This is a genomic window from Corynebacterium occultum (assembly GCF_009734425.1).
Lineage (GTDB): Bacteria > Actinomycetota > Actinomycetes > Mycobacteriales > Mycobacteriaceae > Corynebacterium > Corynebacterium occultum.
Window position 1 is genome coordinate 3,043,393 of sequence record NZ_CP046455.1, and the last position, 18,803, is coordinate 3,062,195.

Annotated in this window: 16 protein-coding genes and 1 riboswitch; of the genes, 6 read left to right on the plus strand and 10 right to left on the minus strand. The window is 63.1% G+C overall.

The annotated features are described in order from the left end of the window. Positions 1–33: 33 nt before the first annotated feature. Both COCCU_RS13705 and COCCU_RS13710 read right to left on the minus strand, forming a co-directional pair. Positions 34–1,065: a hypothetical protein gene (locus COCCU_RS13705; protein WP_156232331.1), complete on the minus strand. Its 1,032-nt coding sequence runs from the start codon at positions 1,063–1,065 to the stop codon at positions 34–36. Positions 1,066–1,157: 92 nt separating this feature from the next. Further along, positions 1,158–1,307 (minus strand): hypothetical protein, encoded by a 150-nt coding sequence (locus COCCU_RS13710; protein WP_156232333.1) that lies wholly within the window; start codon positions 1,305–1,307, stop codon positions 1,158–1,160. Positions 1,308–1,390: 83 nt separating this feature from the next. Then, positions 1,391–1,510: riboswitch (SAM riboswitch) on the plus strand. A 17-nt stretch (positions 1,511–1,527) separates the two neighbouring features. Here COCCU_RS13710 and COCCU_RS13715 point away from each other — a divergent pair. Continuing rightward, positions 1,528–1,980, plus strand: coding sequence for a hypothetical protein (locus tag COCCU_RS13715; protein WP_156232335.1), 453 nt, complete (start codon positions 1,528–1,530; stop codon positions 1,978–1,980). A gap of 104 nt (positions 1,981–2,084) precedes the next feature. On the opposite strand, the gene tsaA is transcribed toward COCCU_RS13715, so the two are convergent. Both tsaA and COCCU_RS13725 read right to left on the minus strand, forming a co-directional pair. After that, positions 2,085–2,744 (minus strand): tRNA (N6-threonylcarbamoyladenosine(37)-N6)-methyltransferase TrmO, encoded by a 660-nt coding sequence (gene tsaA, locus COCCU_RS13720; protein WP_156232338.1) that lies wholly within the window; start codon positions 2,742–2,744, stop codon positions 2,085–2,087. A gap of 116 nt (positions 2,745–2,860) precedes the next feature. Further along, a complete protein-coding gene (locus COCCU_RS13725) occupies positions 2,861–4,066 on the minus strand; it encodes a PucR family transcriptional regulator (RefSeq protein WP_156232340.1) in 1,206 nt (401 codons plus the stop codon). Positions 4,067–4,199: 133 nt separating this feature from the next. On the opposite strand from COCCU_RS13725, the gene COCCU_RS13730 reads away from it, so the two are divergent. The 4 genes from COCCU_RS13730 to COCCU_RS13745 all read left to right on the plus strand — a co-directional run bounded on the left by COCCU_RS13730 (position 4,200) and on the right by COCCU_RS13745 (position 10,282). Then, positions 4,200–5,555, plus strand: a complete 1,356-nt coding sequence (locus COCCU_RS13730; RefSeq protein ID WP_156232342.1) for a Glu/Leu/Phe/Val dehydrogenase family protein — start codon at positions 4,200–4,202, stop codon at positions 5,553–5,555. Next, positions 5,552–6,997 (plus strand): amino acid permease, encoded by a 1,446-nt coding sequence (locus tag COCCU_RS13735; protein ID WP_156232344.1) that lies wholly within the window; start codon positions 5,552–5,554, stop codon positions 6,995–6,997. The genes COCCU_RS13730 and COCCU_RS13735 overlap by 4 nt, the downstream gene beginning before the upstream one ends. Before the next feature lie 29 nt (positions 6,998–7,026). After that, entirely contained in the window at positions 7,027–8,703 is a 1,677-nt protein-coding gene (locus COCCU_RS13740) for an alpha-keto acid decarboxylase family protein (RefSeq protein WP_156232346.1), read from the plus strand. Positions 8,704–8,875: 172 nt separating this feature from the next. Then, complete coding sequence (locus COCCU_RS13745; protein ID WP_156232348.1) at positions 8,876–10,282, plus strand: MFS transporter; 1,407 nt, start codon at positions 8,876–8,878, stop codon at positions 10,280–10,282. Between the two features lie 98 nt (positions 10,283–10,380). On the opposite strand, the gene COCCU_RS13750 is transcribed toward COCCU_RS13745, so the two are convergent. The 4 genes from COCCU_RS13750 to COCCU_RS13765 all read right to left on the minus strand — a co-directional run bounded on the left by COCCU_RS13750 (position 10,381) and on the right by COCCU_RS13765 (position 14,848). Further along, on the minus strand, positions 10,381–10,704 hold the full coding sequence (locus COCCU_RS13750; RefSeq protein ID WP_156232350.1) for a non-heme iron oxygenase ferredoxin subunit: 324 nt from the start codon (positions 10,702–10,704) through the stop codon (positions 10,381–10,383). A 439-nt stretch (positions 10,705–11,143) separates the two neighbouring features. Further along, on the minus strand, positions 11,144–12,346 hold the full coding sequence (locus tag COCCU_RS13755; protein ID WP_231598796.1) for a methyltransferase: 1,203 nt from the start codon (positions 12,344–12,346) through the stop codon (positions 11,144–11,146). A 372-nt stretch (positions 12,347–12,718) separates the two neighbouring features. Continuing rightward, positions 12,719–12,916, minus strand: coding sequence for a DUF4177 domain-containing protein (locus tag COCCU_RS13760; protein WP_156232927.1), 198 nt, complete (start codon positions 12,914–12,916; stop codon positions 12,719–12,721). A 60-nt stretch (positions 12,917–12,976) separates the two neighbouring features. Beyond that, complete coding sequence (locus tag COCCU_RS13765; protein WP_197088379.1) at positions 12,977–14,848, minus strand: SulP family inorganic anion transporter; 1,872 nt, start codon at positions 14,846–14,848, stop codon at positions 12,977–12,979. 118 nt (positions 14,849–14,966) lie between these two features. Between COCCU_RS13765 and COCCU_RS13770 the strand changes: the two genes are divergently transcribed. Further along, positions 14,967–15,392 (plus strand): YbaN family protein, encoded by a 426-nt coding sequence (locus COCCU_RS13770; RefSeq protein ID WP_156232353.1) that lies wholly within the window; start codon positions 14,967–14,969, stop codon positions 15,390–15,392. A gap of 594 nt (positions 15,393–15,986) precedes the next feature. On the opposite strand, the gene COCCU_RS13775 is transcribed toward COCCU_RS13770, so the two are convergent. Both COCCU_RS13775 and COCCU_RS13780 read right to left on the minus strand, forming a co-directional pair. Next, positions 15,987–17,210 (minus strand): NAD(P)/FAD-dependent oxidoreductase, encoded by a 1,224-nt coding sequence (locus tag COCCU_RS13775; RefSeq protein WP_156232355.1) that lies wholly within the window; start codon positions 17,208–17,210, stop codon positions 15,987–15,989. A 150-nt stretch (positions 17,211–17,360) separates the two neighbouring features. Continuing rightward, positions 17,361–18,791 (minus strand): aldehyde dehydrogenase family protein, encoded by a 1,431-nt coding sequence (locus COCCU_RS13780; RefSeq protein ID WP_197088380.1) that lies wholly within the window; start codon positions 18,789–18,791, stop codon positions 17,361–17,363. Positions 18,792–18,803: the final 12 nt, after the last annotated feature.

An 18,803-nucleotide genomic window follows, 5' to 3' on the forward strand; every position in this document is an offset into this window, starting at 1 on the left:
GGTGAGGCTCTCAACTGGAGCCCCCAAGTAGGTTCAGGCCTTCCGGTCATCCGCGTCTGGACGCCAGTCATACTCACTGAAGTCGTGCCCATGGTTTCGCCAGGTCACCGGCTTCCCCAACGCCACCGCGTCGGTGAACCAGAAAGTCTGCCCCGGAGACCAACCCGCCAGCAGGCCCGCCTGTTCCTCATCCACCGGGATCACCCGGCCGGCAGTGGCGAAGTACCCCCGCATGCTCAGATGGAGCGCGTCATAGTGCTGCGCTACCTGCACGAAGTCCGGGATCACCCAGCCATGCGGGTACCCGGTGGCAAGCCTCCAATCCTGCCCCTTGCCCGGGGTCACATCTAAGGGGAAGCGTCGGCACAGCTGTGCCCACGCCCCCGGCCCGTTGATGGTGAATACCCTGGCCCCGGGAGATATCGTGGCCGCCTGCACCTGAGCGGTCTCCCACCCGCGCCCATCCTCCACGAAGCGCAGGCCGCCCGGGGTGCCGTCCACAAGCTCACGGGCGGTGCTGATCACCGGCCATGGGGGTGTGGACCACCACAGGCTTTCCGTCTGCGCCTCCTCCCGCCACGACTCGAGCGCCTCGTCCACCGACGGGACCTGCGTGTCCGGATCGGGTTTCGCCCAGTTCACCGACCACTGCCGATCAGGCAGGAAAGGATCCGACCACCCGGCCGTCACCTCGGAGTCCGCGACATGACGGGCGATGCGGCACAGTCCCCGCCGCAGCGGGGCCGCGGACAGGAAGACCTCACCGTCCATGGGTTCCTGCCAGTAGGTCGCCCTGAATACGGTGTACTCAAGTGCGTCGTAGAGCAGCCTCGGGGCCAACTCCACCAACGGCACCTCCTCCAGGAGCGGGGCCACTGTCGTGGCCCTGGCCCGCGCGGAGTGCTCACGGTCGATGCCGAATTTCCGCACGTTGCGCTCCATGTAGCTGCCCACCCGCCAGGTTGCCCGGGACAATGGCCCGCCATTGCCTTCCGAGGACAGGGCCACCTCCATGAGGAAGTCCCTGCCCCTGGGCCCGGCCACCAGATCGTCGAGGAGTGTCATGCCGACCAAGGTAGTTCGCCCATGGGTTGTCTTCCCGCCGGACAACACCAAGCGGGGCGTCGATAAACGCTGCTTTTTGTCATTCAGGGAGATCAGCTCAGGACTGTCGCCTTCTCATCCTTGTAGGCCCTGGAGGTACGCAGTGAGGCGTAGCGCTCCTGGTCTTTCTGGCCATCGATACCCAGGGGTCGGCCCGGCTTGTCCTGCAGCACCAGGGCGGCTGTAGCACTGACCAGGAACATGATGATCAGGTAGATCCCGGTTCAGGATAGGAAATCATCCGAAATAGACAGCTTGGTCTAATACATGTTAGGGTTTCTCCCTGGATCAAGAAGTTCGGCCCCCAAGCCCCTTGACTGGCCAACTGGCAACCCGGGATTCGCCCCGCGGTGCCCTCAAGGGAAGATCTGCCCGGTGACATATTCCGCGCCGGGAACGCTGCGATCTTTATAGGAGAACCCCATGTCCGGGAACCCTCATTTCCGTCACCCCGCCATCGCCAATGCGGAGCGCACCCATATCCTGACCTGCGGCTGCGATTCCTTCGCTGCCGGCCACGCCATCCACCACATCCAGGCCCGGATCTTCAGCAAGTGCCCGCCGGAGAAGATCACCGACATCCAGGTAGAGGGCCATGAAGGAAATCACTTCAGTATCCGCATGAACGGCGAGCTTCGTAATTGTTGGCATGCCAACCCCCACGCCGTGGCAACGTTTGTCGCCATCGCCACCCAGGCGGAGCCCGGCCATGTGGCCCACTTCGGGGAGTCCAGTCTGTTGGCGGCCTCAAATGGTGAGGTCTCGGCCACGCTCTACGCCAATATCGAGGGACAGGAAACGTCCTGCACCTTCAAGGATGGGGAGCCCCGGCCAATGCCGAAGGCCAGCGGGCCCGGTCTCATCTGGTTGAACTGAACCAGGGGGCCATGCAGCCTAGGGTGGGGAAAACGGCACTTAAGGATGGGACCCGGGACCTTAAGGGCGGGTTTCCCCACTTTATCCTGCATGCCCTGGGGGCATCATCCGATGCCGAGGACCGTCAGGGTGTGCCCCTCGACCGTGAATTTAATGTCCATACCGGCGAAGTTCAGGCCGTAACGCCTGGTGGCGTCGTGATGGTAGTGGGGCCGGGGATCCTCGGACAGCACCCCGATCAGGGCATCCATCTTCGAGGCGGGCAGTTCATGTCCGAGACCTTCGGGAATCTCGACCTTGAGCCGGTAGCCCGTGTGCCGGGAGGTGAATCCGTGCTCCGCCTCCGGGTGTGAGTCGGTGGCGATATAGGGCTTGATGTCGAAGATCGGGGTGTCGTCGACCAGGTCCGCACCCGAGATGGTGATGATCGGCCCCAGTTCCGGATCCTCGACGATCCCCTCAATGGCGACACTGGACAAGCCGATGGGGTTGGGTCGGTGCGGGCTGCGGGTGGCAAAGACACCTATCCGCTCCCCCTGAAGTCGCGGTGGACGGACCGTGGGCCGGGGTTCCCGGTCCGCATTCTCGGAGAAAGCCCAGATCAGCCACAAATGACTGAATCCCTCCAGTCCGGAAACCGCATCGGCATTCCGGAACTCCGGCTCGAAGATGATGCTCGCCCGCAGGTCCGCCACCAGGCCGGATTGGCGTGGTACACCGAACTTCTGCCCGAAGTCAGAACGTACCCTCGCGATCACGCTCATCGAATACGTTTCTTGCCCGGTTTCCTGACTCATAACACCATTGTCTCAGCTCAGCGGCCTTTTCATAAGCCAGCACCGCTGCCGGAGCAGAGGGAAAGGGAAGAATTACAGACTGTTCAGAGCCGAATTTCACGCTTCCCCGCCCCCGCCAGAGCGGCGTGGAGCCGCAGTGCCACCTGCAGGGAATTTGCCCGCCATCCGTCCTCCAGAGCCTCCGCCCCGATGATCTCCCGGGCGCGTTCCAGTCGGTAGTGGAGGGTGGCACGGTGGATGAAGAGTTCCCCGGCGGTGAGGGTGGCATTGCGGGCGTTATCCAGATAGGCCAGCACCGTCGACCAGTAGCTACGCTCCCCGGCGAGCAGGAGACGGGTGGCATCATCACTGAGGGTGTGCACGGTGGTTTCATTGAGCTCCCAACCCAGGAGCATCCGCCACGCCCCGGCCCCCTCCCAGGACAGTTCCGGGGAAGTCATGCCGGGCAGGGCCGCCACCTCCGACATGAAACGGGCACGGCGCAGGATCCCCCGGGCCCGACCCGCCTCAGTGACACCTGCGGAACCTACCGCCTCCACCTTCACCCCGCTGATGATCGCAGCTCTTCGCACCTCATCGAGAACTTTGGCGGTGTCGGTTTCAGAACGGCTGCGTTCCACCACGGTGAGCATCCCGGAGTCCACGCTCACCAGGAAAGAACGGCTGCGGTGCAGCCGACTCAGCTCACGCTGCAGGCGGCCGGCGGGGGCGTCGTCAAGCATTTCCCCCAACCGGATGACATGGATGCCGAGGCGGCCGTCATCGGGCAGGTAACCGCCGCGTTGCGCACGAAGCACCGCATCCTCAGCACCCCGGAGGATGTCCGTGGCCAGACCGTCCAGCAGTCGGGCACGTTCATCAAGGCCATCGTCATGGGCGAAGAGACCCGCCAGTGGATCAATGAACTCCTCCACCCGGCTGATCTCACCGTCACTCATCCGGGGCTCATCGAAGAGCCAGAGGTAGGCGCAGAGTTTCCCGGCGCGACGGACCGGGAAGCAGACCCGGGGGAGCATCTCGAAGTCGGGGTTGGCGGGGAGGCGGACCGGCCTGATGGCGGTGCGCACCCCGTGGCTGAGGATCCAGGGGACGGGTTCCGGGGGAGGGGAGCGGTGGATGATCGAGGAGATGCGACGTTCATCGATGGCGCCGATCTGGGCGCTGGCGCACACCACTTCGAAGGAGGGGGTGTCCACTTCCACGGACCTGCCCAGTTCCTGGGCGAGGTCATCGGTGAGGGTCTGGATCCGGCTGAGGTTTTCAGCGGCACCAGAGCGGTTATTCGACATATGTCGAAAGTATCCTCGACAGGCGGTGAGTGACAAGCCCCACACCCTGCAGCAGGATTAGTTCTCGTAATCATGACGTGGATCACACCATTTCCGCGTCCTGTCGATTCATTCCCATACCGAGGAGAACTTCGTGGACCAGAGCATCTTCACCCCCCTGGAGCAGGCCGGACTGACCACCCTGAAACTGCAGTACAACTGGCGCACTGATGAGCACACCCTCAGCGCGGCACATGAGTGGGCAGAGGAGTTGGACTTCTCCCGCTATAACCGGGAGTTCAACGCCCACACCACCCTGACCCGGCACGGTTTCAGCCTCGACACTGATCAGGTGCTGGCTCTTTTCGCGGAGCATGGGTTGAGCGATTATCTGGCGGAAATCCTGGATCTGCTGCGCCAGGGCCGCCATGAGGGGATTGAGGTGTATTTCCATGCCGGCCGCAATATCCGTTTCATGTGTCATCAGCACAGTCGCACGCTGGGTCTGCGCAATAAGCACCATGCCATCATGGCCGGTGGTACCCGCCGTCATGATCCGGCCACCCCGGAGATCGAGGTGATCAGTGATGGGCTGAATCTGAGCCGGGCGATGAGCTTCAAGAATATTGCCGCCGGTCTGGACTTCGGTGGTTGCAAGACCACCCTGCACATGGCGGAGCCGGAGCTGGATGATCTGGAGACCCTGGGTTTCCTGGCTTTCGCCATCGATCGTTGTCGCACCATGACCAGCCCGGACATGAATCTGAGTACCGCGGTGGCGGATGTGATGAATGAGCATTTCTCCAGCCAGTTCACCAATGGCCCCAGTTCTCCGCTGGGGGAGAGCGGCCGTCCCACCGCCCTGGGTTCCTACCTGGCGTTGCGGGAGGCGGTGCATTTCAAGGAGGGCCACGATGAGCTGCGCGGGAAGTCGGCGGTGGTGATGGGCCTGGGTGCGGTGGGTTGGCACCTGGCGGAGCATCTGATTGAGGCTGGGGTTCGGTTGACGGTCTCCGACATCAACCAGCAGCGAGTCCAGGAGCTGCAGGCCGCCCACCCCTCAATGGAGATCGGCGCGATCAGCGTGGATGAGGTCCTGGGTTTTGAGGCCGATATTCTCTGTCCTTCCGCGATCGGGGGCATCCTCGACGAGGAGAGCATCAGCCGACTGTGTTACTCCTATGTCTTCGGCCCCGCCAACAACCAGATCAAGGCCACCAACCAGGCGGAGGAGCAGCGGCTGGCTCGCCTGTTGGCGGATCGGGGCATCCTCTTCCAGACTGAGTGGTGGCACAACACCGGCGGGGTGATGGGTGGTGCGGAGGAGTTCCTCCACGGTGCCCAGGCCTCCCCGGAGAGTCTGCGGGAAAGGGTGATCGCCACGGTGCCGCGCAAGACCCGGGAGAATCTGGCACAGGCGGCGGAGTTGGGTATCACCCCGACCGATAATGCCTACCGGCAGTGCTCTGAGCTGCTCTTCGCCGAGGTGGAAGCAGGGGTGCTCTCATGAGCAGCCATACCGTTGAAGATAGTGGCCTGAAGCGGGGGTTGAAGGCCCGGCACCTGCAGATGATCGCCCTGGGTTCCTCCATCGGCACTGGTCTCTTCCTCGGTTCGGGTGCCAGCATCACGCTGGCCGGCCCGGCGGTACTCCTGGGCTTCATCCTGGCCGGCACCATCATCTTCCTGATCATGCGGATGTTGGGTGAGATGGCGGTGGCCCACCCGGTGTCCGGTTCCTTCAGTTTCTACGCCCGCAAGTTCATCGGCCCCATCGCCGGTTTCATCACCGGCTGGAACTGGTGGTTCACCTGCATTGTCGTCGGCATGCTGGAGTTGACCGCGGCGGGCGCCTTCATGGACTTCTGGTTCCCCGGTCACCCTCACTGGGTCACCGCCCTGGTCTGTCTGCTCGTGATCACCGCCATCAATCTCATCCACGTGGGTGCCTTCGGTGAGGTGGAGTTCTGGATGTCGATGATCAAGGTGGTCGCCCTGATCGCCATGATCGTGCTGGGTTTCTGCCTGGTACTGGGTGTCGGCCCGAACCCTGCCATCGGTTTCAGCAACCTCTGGGCCCATGGTGGTTTCTCACCGACCGGGTTGGGTGGTTTCATGCTTTCCCTGGTCGCGGTGACCTTCACCTTCGGCGGGGTGGTGTCCATCGGGACCGCCGCCGGTGAGGTGGAGAACCCGACGCGCAACATCCCCAAGGCCATCAACAGTGTCATTTTCCGGGTGATCGTCTTCTATGTCGGTGGGGTGGGCATCATGCTGCTGCTCTGGCCCTGGAACCAGATTGACGCCACCACCAGTCCCTTCGTCAGTGTGCTGGTGGGCCTGGGTATCGGTGGTGCTGCCATCATGCTGAATGTGGTGGTGCTGGCGGCGGCACTGTCGGTGTTCAACACCATGACCTACAGCGGTGCCCGGATGCTGCGGGATCTTGCGCTCAACGGTCAGGCACCGCCCTTCTTCACCCACACCACCCGGCGTGGTCTGCCGCTGCGCGCCCTGCTCTTCAACTCCGGCCTGATGGGTGGGGCGGTGCTGCTGAACTTCCTCTTCCAGGGTCAGCTGCTCTTCGCCCTGATGGCGATCATCCTGGCTGCGGAGATCATCTCCTGGTCCGCCATCGCGATCTCCCACCTGAGGTTCCGGGCGCAGCTGCGTCGTGAGGGCCAGACCTCTGCTTACCGTTCCCCCTTCTCCCCGCTGGCCAATTATCTCTGTCTGGCCTTCTTCGCCCTGCTGCTGGTGCTGATGGGTTTCCTGCCGGATTACCGGATCGCCCTCTTCGCCCTGCCGCTGTGGATCATGACCCTGGCGTTGATCTGGCTGGGCCAGCAGTTCCACCAGCGTCGCCACTCCACCGTGGTGGCTGAGCAGGCACCGAAGTCCTGCCCGGATGAGCTTGCCGCCCGTTCCACCGTGAGCCAGCTCAGCAACTGAGCCCCACAACAACCCAAGGAGAAAACCTCATGCGCATCACCATCGGCGAGTTCCTGATCAGCCGCCTCAAGCAGATCGGTGTCACCGAGATCATCGGGGTCCCCGGTGACTTCAACCTCAACTTCCTGGAGCAGGTCAACGAGGCGGAGGGTATTCGTTTCATCGGCACCTGCAATGAGCTCAACGCCGCCTACGCCGCCGATGGTTATGCCCGCTCCCGGGGTGTCGCGGCCTTGCTGACCACCTACGGGGTCGGCGAGTTGAGCGCCCTGAACGGTATCGCGGGGGCGGCGGCCGAACACGTCCCCCTGGTGTCCCTGGCCGGCGCCCCGCCGCTCTACGCCACCGAGGACCGCTACGATCTGCACCACACCATGGCGGACGGAAATTTCCGCAACATGCTCGACAGCATCGGCCAGTTCACCGCCACCGCGGTCCGGCTGACCCCGATGAATGCGGTGGTGGAGATCGACCGAGCCCTGCACACCTGCCTGCGGGAGAAGCGCCCCGTGCACCTCCAGCTGCCCTCCGACATCTCCCACCTGTGCGTCGAGGCCCCCGACACCGACTTCGACCTCACCCTGCCGGGCAGCGACCCGGAGCGACTCGAGTCCGCCGCCTCCCGGGTACTGGAGCTTTTCGACGCCGCGCAGCGCCCCGTCATCCTCGCCGACCTGGACGCCGACCGCCACGGCTTCGTGCCTGCACTGCAGGCCTTCGCCGAGAAAACCGGAACCCCCTACGCCCACCTGAACTCCGGCAAGGGTGTACTAGATGAACATCACCCCCTCTTCCTGGGCACCTACAACGGTGCGGGTTCCGCCCCGGCGGTGAAGGCGGCGATCGAACAGGCCGATTTCCTGATCACCACCACCCCACGTTTCATCGAGGCCAACTCCGGTGGTTTCACCCATGCACTGCCCGAAACCACCCTGGACTTCGGTGACCAGCATGTCAGCATCGGCAAGGAACACTTCATCGGCATCACCGTCCTGGAACTGCTGGACCTCCTCCTTGAAAGGGTGCCTGCCGGCAACAGTCAGGTGGCGGCTGCCCCCGCGGCGTCGATAAGCGAACCCTGGGAGGTGCAGGCTGGGGCCGAACTCACCCAGGAACGTCTCTGGCCGCGCCTGGCCCGCTTCCTCCGGGAGGATGATGTGGTCATCGCCGAGGCCGGCACCTCCAGCATCGGCCTGGGCCCCCACCCCCTGCCCACCGGCACCCGCTACATCAACTCCGGCATCTGGGGTTCCATCGGTTTCACCCTCCCGGCCACCCTGGGCAGCCAGCTGGCGGAACCGGGACGTCGCCACATCCTCTTCATCGGGGACGGCTCCTTCCAGATGACCGCCCAGGAACTCTCCACCATCCTGCGCCAGAACCTCAAACCCATCATCGTGCTGCTCAACAACCGTGGCTACACCATCGAACGTCTCATCCTGGGCATGGACGCCGAATACAACGACATCCAGAACTGGTCCTTCAGCCAACTGCCCCGCATCTTCCACCCCGACACCAGCATGCGCAGCCACCAGGCCCGCACCGAAGGGGAACTGGAGGAAGCCCTGGCGGACATCGAGGAATCGGAGGACGGTGCCTTCCTGGAACTCCACCTCGATCCCAAGGATGCGCCCGCCGGACTGAAGACCTTCGGCCCCATGACCGCCGACTTCGACTTCGGTCCCCGCGGCCCCCGCAACCCCTGACACTGAGGAGGGGGGTGTGGTCGTCGCAAGTCAAACTTACGGGCATCGACCCCACCCCCGAAAGCGTTGTTTTTCCTGCCACTTTCACCTCCACTCACTTTCAGAGGTAAAGGTCACCTAACATGCTTAGGTCTCAAAAGACCCCTAGCCCTGAAAGTGTCCGTATAGAAGCATGACTAATACCTCAACCCCCGCCCAACCCCCGATAGACACCCGAAAAGTGGTGACCGTCGCCGTCCTCGCCGTGATGGTGGCTCAACTGCCCATCAACCTGGTGTCAGTCTCGCTGACCACCATCGCCGCCGACACCGGTGCCACCACCTCCGGACTACAGTGGGTGCAGAGCATCTACATCCTCGCCATGTCCGCTGCCGTGCTCTCCGCCGGTGTCATCGCTGAAAACATCGGCCGCCGCAAAGTCATGATCATCGCCCTCTGGCTGATGGTCCTCGGCGCCCTGCTCGGCGGCCTGGCCTCCCTGGCCGGTGACCTGGCCATGCCGGTGCTGTGGACCGGTCAGGCCTTCTCCGGACTCGGCGGCGGCGCCCTGCTCCCCACCACCCTGGGTGCGATCGCCATGGCAGTGCCCGACCCCCGCAAGCGTGGCCCCTACATGGCACTCTGGGGCGCCGGCACCACCGGTGGCCTGGCCGTCGGCGCCATCGTCGCCGGCCTGATCCTCAAGATCGGTTCCTGGGGCTGGATCTTCCTGCCCAGCTTCCTGGTCGCCATCACCGTCGCCCTGATCACCCAGGCCGCCCTCCCCGAATCCCCGACCTCCAAACCAGGCATGGACATCCAGGGGCAGATCTTCGCCACCCTGGCCATCATCGGCCTGATCTTCGGCGTGATCCAGGGCGGTGCCCAGGGCTGGTTCTCCACCCCGGCACTACTCGGCTACGCCCTCGGCCTGATCGCCCTCGCCCTGTTCATCTACCGCGAACTCAACACCTACGCCCCACTGATGGACCTACGGGTCTTCCGCAACCCCGGTTTCGCGGCCGCCTGCTTCGCCGCCATGATGGCACTGTTCTCCGTGGTGGGAGTCGGCTTCATGCTGGCCCTCTTCCTCGGCTCCGCAAAGCAGCTCGACCCCCTGGGCATCGCCACCTACATCGTCTTCCTCCCGGGCACCGCATTCGTGGTCGCCCCCCTCGCCGGCAAGGCACTGGCCAAACTGCCCTCCTACGCCGCCCTGCTCATCGGCCTGCTGCTCGCCGCGGTAGGCACCTTCCTCATCGCCCACACCGACGAAACCACCGCCTACCTGAATGTGGTGTGGCGCCTGATGATCTTCGGCGTCTCCATCGCCATCATGCTCGCCTCTGTGGCAACCGTCGCGATCAACTCCGTCCCCCTCAAACAGGCCGGCATGGCCGGTGCCACCAACACCGTGATCCGACAGATCGGTGGTGCCCTCGGCCCCGCCGTCATCGGCTCCATCTACGCCACCCGGATGGCCGGCGGTGCCACCCCGGCGGAATCCTTCACCTCCGCACTCACCGTGACCACCGTCCTGCTGGTCATCGCCGCAGTCCTGGTCCTCATCGCAGAAATCAGCACCCGCCGACGCAGCTGACCCACCCCCTCCATTAAAGAAGGCGGCACCACTCTGAGATTGAGTGGTGCCGCCTTCCCTGTCATCCAGGGGGGCGTCGATAAGCGCGCTCCGGGCTTTCAGGGCAACAACCAGACCGCGGTACCGCGGACCTCCACCGGGAAAGTGGCGAGCTGCTCCCGCGCCGGGTACTTCGTGGCCTTGCCGGTGTCCAGGCAGAAGCGGCCATGATGCAGCCAGCAGTCCACCTCATTGCCCTCCACCCTGCTCTTCGCCAGGGAGGCACCGAGGTGGGTGCACAGATCCTCCACCGCCCGGAAACCGCCATCCGTATTAAAGAGTGCGATGGGCCCGCTGTGCCCGGAAACCTCCGGGGGGATCACCACTGCGGCACCCGGTTCAAGCTCTGAAAGCTCAGCCACCTTCACAGGATGTTCAATCATGAATCCAGCCTAGTAGAGTGTCGTGACTAACAGTCTTGGTTGAGCGATGATTCCGGTGTGGTCGGCACCGGTGACGGTCATGATGGCAAACATGATCTCATGATAGTGGCGTTGTCCAACCCCGGGCATTCCGGGATTTTCCGGCGCAGAGCAGGAGTGGGGCTGTTAGGGGACTGCTGAATAATATGCGGTTGCTGATAACTCGTCGGAAGTCCGGCTGGTTATCAGCGATGTCCCACGCCTGACCAGTCCAAACCAGCAAACCGGCTCAACATCCTGGCTCTTGTGTGCCTGCAGAACACGATGAAGTTCCTCATCATGGGACCCGTCCGCCCGATTCTGCTGGTTCGCGCCCACGTGCGTGGGACGATAGCGGCTCGCGGGGAACGGGGGAGCAGTCTTGAGCATCGCTTAGGACGGTCCACCCTGTGTCTGACGTTCACCGCCGCGGTACAGGCCCTTTTGCTTGCAATCTCCATAGCGAGGTGACTTCCTTCGAACGTGCGGCGTGTAGAAGGTCTGAGCTATCTTTCGCTCGCCTATGGGTGGGCGTGGTGTCGAGCCGATCGATCACGTGAAGCCCCGCCTCGTCAATTGCGTCCAGAAGTATCTGTCGACTGCGCAAGCCAAGCAGCTCGGCGAGATCAGAGAGGATCAACCAACCCTCTCCGTCATCCGTGAGGTGACGCGGCAACCCGGCCAGAAATTGCAGCAGCATTTTGCTACCGGGGTCATACACTGCTGCATCGAGTGTGGTTGTCGCGCTGCCCGGCAACCATGGTGGGTTGCAGACGATGAGCGGCGCCCGTCCTGCAGGGAACATGCTGGTCAACTGAGCCTCTGCCGTGCCTTGCATGCCCAGTCGAGCGAAGTTGTCGTTCGCGCAGTCCACCGCACGCTGGCTGAGGTCTGTTCCCAACACCTTTTTCACGCCACGGTTCACGAGTACTGCGGCCAGTACGCCAGTGCCGGTGCCAATATCGAACGCTAAATTCCGATTGTTCAGCGGTGCCTGGGCAACAAGATCGACATACTCGTGACGGGTGGGCAAAAACGTACCGTAGTGAGGGTGAATCTTCGCGTTCAAAGCGGGAACGTCCACGCCGTTCAAGAACCATTGATAGGCGCCTTGCACCCCGATCAGCTCTTGTAGACTCACCACGGCACCCTCTTCGCCGGAGCTGGGGCGCTGCCCGTATCCGAACTCAACCGCCGGACCAACGTGCGGGGCCCGAGGCAGAGGCACTATTGCCCTCCCACTCTGTGGGTCAAAGGTGAGCGGCACCAGAACCAATGACATCATCCGCGAACGTTGGGCTCTGGCCTGGCGGATACGGTAAAACTCCTCTGCATCGGTCACGACAGGCTGAGCTGCTGACCGCCCCCGCCCCTTTGCTAGGCGTCGATCTATTGCACTCAAAATTTGTTTTGCGTTATAGAAGTCGCCCAGCCATAGCATTGCCGTGCCCTGAGCTGCATACCTCATTGCCTGAGCCGTGCTGAGCCGGTCATCGACCGCGACAAGCTTCTTGGGCGCTACCCGGTCATTTGCCGACCACCACATGGCTGAACCTGCCACCCCGTCGTGTTCCCAGGTCAGCAAGTCTTCCGCGGCAAAATGGTCCGGAGTAATGGGAATCAACCTCGTTCAATAACGGTGCTTCAGAAGCGTGCAGCTGCAGGCACATCCACCCGCTTGTCGTATCCGCAACGAGGGGCAGCATGAATGTGCCAAAGATAGGTTTGGTTGCGTCATCATAGCAGGATGACGCTCCTCGAACACCGCTGGCGTGTGGTGGTGGAGCGGGTACGCCAGCGCATCATCAGCGCTGCTGCCGATCGTTCCCCTCGACTGCCTGACTCCGAGAGAGCGGCAGGTCTCCCGGATCGCGGGGGAGGCGTATACGCCAGTAACCAGCTCAACGAGGCCACCCATAAGGTCGGTGTGCTGATGTCGATGGGCAAGCCCCTGAACCCCAGGAATCAATCATCTAGGACGGGTCTGATCCGACCGCTACCCGGCATCGCGCTCGAAGACCACCAGGACACCGTCCACCCCGCTGGGCCCGATACGACCCTTAACATCCACCGAGGTCATCGACTTATAACGCCAACCATCCCGGGCCTCCTTATTGAGCAGCTTCTCCAGCTTCTCGCCGGACATCTTGCCGCCCAGCCAGCCCTCCCGCATTTCCACAACCTTGTACTCCATGTTCATGACACCCAGCCTAGAAGGGAAGCGGTTGCCGCCGCCAGGGATGTGCCCCTGGATTTAAGGATCCGCTCGCTGCTCCCGATGATGTTCCTCCTGCCGGGATGTTTCCCCTTCCGGTGGCACATCCAGGTCCTCGGTGGGGTCATCCACACCCTCCAACAGTTCCGCCTGATCCATGCCATCCTCCGCCAACCGTGCCAGATCCTTCTTCTTCGCCCGGGCAGCCCGGAACTCATCCTCCAGGCCGGCGATCTCAGCCCCCTCCTTCACCGCATCAGAGACGGTGGGGTGCAACTTCACCTTCTCCAGCAGGCCCGCACGCGCTAACGCCTCCTGGGTGGTTCGGGTGGCCCGTGCCACCAACACCGAGAGGCCCTCATCAAGCATGTGATCAATGAGGGTTCCCAGGGCGATCACACCGGTGTAATCCAGATCAGAGACCGCCGCCCCATCCAGCACCACCACTGAATAATCCCCGGCATCCAATTCCTCATGGAGCTTCTGGATCACATAATCAGCATCCGCGTACCAGATCGGGGCCTCCACCGACCAGACCAGCACCTCCGGCACCTGAACCGTCTCCACCCCGGCATCCACGGGCACCCAATGGTTGGACTGAGGGATCAGACCCTTGCGGTAAACCGGGGGGCGGGCCTCACGCCGGGTGCGGTCCAGGAGGGTGACCACGGCCGCGATTCCCACACCCGGCACAATGCCCAGCACAGCAACCAGCACAATGGTGCCCAGTGCGATGCCGAGCTCCGCCTTACTGAAACGGGCGATATGTCGCAGCTGATCGAAACGGATCAGCGAGAAAGCAATCTGCATCAACACCGCAGACAGGGCAGCCACCGGCAGCAGCGGCAGCAGACCGGTACCGAAGAAGAGCACGAGCAGCACCATCGAACCAGCCATCAGGGAACTCACCTGGCTCCTGCCCCGAGCCTGCTGTACTAGACGGGTGCGGGGTGGGGAAGCATTCAGTGCGAAAGCACCAGCCCCGGCAGCCACCACGGAGGCCACCCCGATAGCCCCCAGATCCCGGTCAAGGGTGGCCTGTCCCTGCTTGGTGGCGGCTTCAGTGGCACCGGTCTGCACCGTCACCAGCACCACAATGACCAGTGCCGGAACCAGCATCTCGGAGGCCTGCCCCCAGGGCACCGCACCAAAGTCGGGGAGCCGCCACACCGACTCCGCCGAGGGCAGTGTTTCCACGCCGCGCTCCCTGAGCCCGCCGAAAGCAGTGATCAGAGCAACCACCGCCAACCCCAGCAGTGGGCCTGGGAATCGGGGGCTGAGTCGCGCCGCCCCACCGCTGATCGCCAGCACCACCAGAGCCAGAATCACCGCCCAGAGGTTGATCTCATCCAGACTGTCCAGGACATCAAGCACCTGCACCGGGACGGAACCACTGGTCGGCTCATTGATGCCCAGCACAATATGCAGCTGCGAGGCAATGATGTTCAATCCCACACCGGCCAACAAACCGGCAGTCACCGGGCGGGAGAGGAACTGGGTGATCCAACCCCCACGGCACAGGCCGATCACAATCAAGATGGCACCAACCATCAAGGAGATCAGGAGCAACGCCCCAGGGTCCACCTTCTCTTCCCCTGCTCCGGTGGCCAAGGCGTGACCGGCAGCACCAGCCGCCAACATTGGCGCGATGGAGGAGTCCGGCCCCACCGAAAGAATGCGGTGCCCACCGAAGAGAAGGAAGGTGAAGGCACCCACCACAAAAGCCAGCAGACCCAGGGCAGGGGAGACCCCCACCAGCTGGGCAGCAGCCATGGAACCGGGCAGGCCAATCGCCGCCAGTGTTAAACCCGCAACCAGGTCAGCGCTGAGTGAGGAGCGGGCCCCCCGCAAGGTAGGCAGCAGCCAGGCGCGTTTATCCGGCCCGGGAGCACCGGTGGAGGAGGAATCCATATCTTCAGGTGTACCCCAGTTTGAGCTGTCCCGACATACTTTCTCCCAGGTCATGGCGAAAGTGTTATTGAACACCAAATACTTTCAGGGCCAGTTGGGGAGGGGTTATGCTGGGTCCATGCTCAAGGGGTTTCTCATCGTGGTCGGTTCGCTGAGCCTTGCCCTCGGCGCGATCGGAATCTTCCTGCCGATCCTCCCCACCACCCCTTTCATGCTGCTGGCCGCCTACTGTTTCGGCCGCAGCTCCCAACGACTGCACAACTATCTGGTCACCCACAAGACCTTCGGCACCTACATCAGCAACTATTACAACCACGCGATGACGCCTGCCCACAAGGCCCGCACCCTGGCTGCCCTGTGGTTCAGCATCATTCTCACGATCCTGCTGATCGGTAGCCTGATTCCGGCCATCATCCTGCCGATCATCGCCGGGATGGTCTCACTGCACATCCTCCGTCTCCACCCGAAGCAGGCTCCCCAGCCAGTGCTTATCGACGCCCCGCCCACCCCGGTGGAGCCCCAGGCTCGGCAGACAGAGCAGTAGGTCCGCCTGGGTGGGCTGCGTCTGAGATACCCCCTGGAATGCCCCACCGCATACCCTTCTAATACAGGTGTATTAGAACAAGAGCCGGGAAGCGTGGACTATCCAGAGTGAATCCGCTCTCCATTTTCGAACCTGTATGCGTGTAGGATTTCCCGAACGGGTGCCCCCACTGTTTCATGGCATGAGCTGGGAAGATAGATTCAGGATACCCCCAGGGTGGTGGGCATGCCCGGGCCGTGTCCCAACTTCGATATCGAACACACATTCCATGCACGAGCCTGCCCAGGGACGCCTATGCACACCACCCCACACCCCTACTACCGCCACACCGACCCCACCGACCCCGCCGCACACTGGACCACCCACCGCAACCGCCAGGACCTCACCTTCTGGGGCCCTTGTCTCGGCCGGGCACACTGTTTGCGCAGTCGTTTATGCAGCGTCGTGCCCAACGGGTCAACAAACGCCGTACCGCCCCGACCCAGGAGGAGACAACCCGGGAGGAGGAACCACCCTTCTAAACAATCCCCACAACGGCCAAAGCCCACCACGGGCCGTGGTGGGCAGGGGGGCGTCGATAAGCAGGGCCGGAGATCAGCGCAAGGGATCGAAGGGCTTGATCACGGGGTGAGTTTCACCGGTGTCAATAAGCTGGGCGAGGTACTTGCCGGTTGCCGGACCCAGGACCACACCCCACATCCCGTGGCCGCCAGCAACATAGATATGCTCCGCCTTGGTCTGGCCGATCAGTGGGATTCCATCTGGGGTGACCGGGCGGGAGCCCACCCACTCGTCCTGGCGTTCCTCGAAGTTGATGCCCCGCATCAGGCGGCTCGCCTGGTTGACGATCGCCTCGATACGACGCGGGTAGAGCGGCTCATCCGGGCGTCGGAACTCCATGGTTCCGGCGATGCGGAAACGTCCCTGGTAAGGAGTGCAGGCCATGCGGTGATGCGGCAGATAAAGGGGGTGCTCGGCAGGCTTATCGGTTTCCACGGTGAAGGAGTAACCACGGCCAGCCTGCACGAGGGTGCGTACCCCGTACTCACGAGCCAGGCGGGGGAGCCACGCACCGGTGGCGATGACCACCTCATCAGCCTCCTCACGGGAAGCATCAGCCAGGATCACCGCGGGGCGGGAACCCTTGGCCACATGCGTGACCTCCACCCCACTGCGGATAATCCCGCCGCGCTCCTCCACGGACTTGGCCAGGGCCTGGACATAGGGTCCCGGCTCAATGAAACGTTGCCCCTCCAGACGGTAGGCCACCTGAACCTCATCAGAGAGCATGGGAGCCAGTTCCTGGGGGTTGTCCAGGCGGGTCATCTCCGCCTCCTGACCGTGGCGCACCGCACCGGCGATCTCCCGGAGGAATCCCTTGGACTGCTCCTCCTTCTCGAAGCCGATCACATAGGGACCCTTGCGGATCATGGCATCCACGCCACCCAACTCAAACTCCTCGAAGGCCGCGAGAGCTGCCATGTCGATGGGGGTGAGGTTGGCCATGGTGTTGTCCCAGGAACGTTCAGTGGCCTGCAGCATGAAGCGGGCCAGGAACATCCAGAGCTTCGGGTCGATGCGTACCGGCATGCTCAGTGCCGCATCGGGATCAAAGATCGCCTTCGGGCCATAGCGCCAGAGACTCGGATCGGAGAGCGGGATGGTCTTCGCGGGTGCCAGCCAACCGGCATTGCCCCAGGAGGACCCGGCAGCCACTCCCTCACGGTCGAGGACGGTGACCTCAAATCCACGTTCCTGCAGGTGCCAGGCAGTGGACAGACCCACGATCCCGGCTCCGATCACTATGGCGTTCTTCAATTGACCCTCCTTGGGTACGGAAAGCTGCGACAGGGGGTGTGAGCCAGGTAATACTCACACCCCACAGTATGGGGCAAGCAATAGAAGTTCGCCCCCGAATTCAGAAAAGAATTTCCTCATGTGGCGGGGCTTCGACCCCAGGGGAGGGCACTAACCGTTGATCACCTGCGGCAGGGCAACTCCCTTGAGCCCCTCGACCCCGAACTCCACACCATAACCGGAGTGCTTGATGCCACCGAAGGGAATCCGCGGGTCGACCCCGCCATGAGAGTTGATCCACACCGTGCCAGCCTCGATCCGGGCCGCCACCTCACGGGCCTTCACCCGGTCGGCAGACCAGACGGAGGCTCCCAGGCCGACATCCAGCTTATTGGCTTCGGCGATGGCCTCCTCCACATCGGAGTAGCGGATGATCGGCAGGGCCGGACCGAACTGCTCCTCCACCACCAGGGGATTATCCGGGTCAATATCGGCGATCAGGGTGGTGGGGTAGAAGTAGCCCGGTGCCTCATAGTCGGGGTTGGCCCCGAGTAGTACACGTGCACCAGAGTCGGTGGCTGCCTTGACCAGGCGGTCCACGATGTCGAACTGCATCTTGTTCTGCAACGGGCCCAGCACATTCTGCTCATCCATGCCCACACCCATGGGCATCTGTTCCGCCACCTTGCGCAATTCCTCACAGACCGCCTCATAGAGGGAATCATGGACATAGAGGCGCTTGAGTGCCGCGCAGGTCTGACCGGCATTGATGAACGCACCCCAGAAGAGATCCTGGGCGATGGCGGCGGGATCCGCATCCGGCAGGACGATGCCCGCATCATTGCCGCCCAATTCCAGGGTGAGGCGCTTGAGGGTGTCGGCAGAGGCCTCGGCGATCTTCTTGCCGGTGGCGGTGGAACCGGTGAACATGATCTTGGCGATCTTCTCGTGGGTGCTGATCGCGGCCCCCACCTCACCGTCCCCGGAGATCACCTGCAGCACACCCTCCGGCAGGACGGTGTTGAGAATTTCAACCAGGGCCAACACCGTCAGCGGGGTGTATTCGGAGGGCTTGACCACCACGGCATTACCCATCCGCAGGGCGGGGGCGATCTGCCAGATGGTGATCATCGCGGGCCAGTTCCAGGGGCCGATCGCCCCGACCACGCCGATGGGGCGGTAGTTCAGCACCGCATGGGTTTCACCGTCATCAACGAGGGTTTCCTCAGAGATGTCATGGGAGCCGGTGACCCGCAGCCAGGTGGCACAGGCCCCCGCTTCGAAGCGTGCCCCGGGACCACTGAGTGGCTTGCCCTGTTCCCGGGAGATCAGCTCCGCCAGCGCTTCAGCGCAGGCCTCCACGGCATCAGCGGCACGGTTCAGGTAGTCACAACGCTCGGCGTCGCTGAGGCTCGCCCACTCCTTCTGCTTATCGACGGCGCTGTCCACCGCGCGATGCAGGTCCGTGACACTGTGCCGGGGGGCGTGACCCACCAGCTCGCCGGTGGCGGGGTCGAAGATCTCGCGGCCCTGCTCGCCAGCATCAACGGCGGCCAGCAGCTGGGCATAGGAGTTCAGGGCGATGGTGGTGGTCTCGTTCATGGTTTCTCCTCG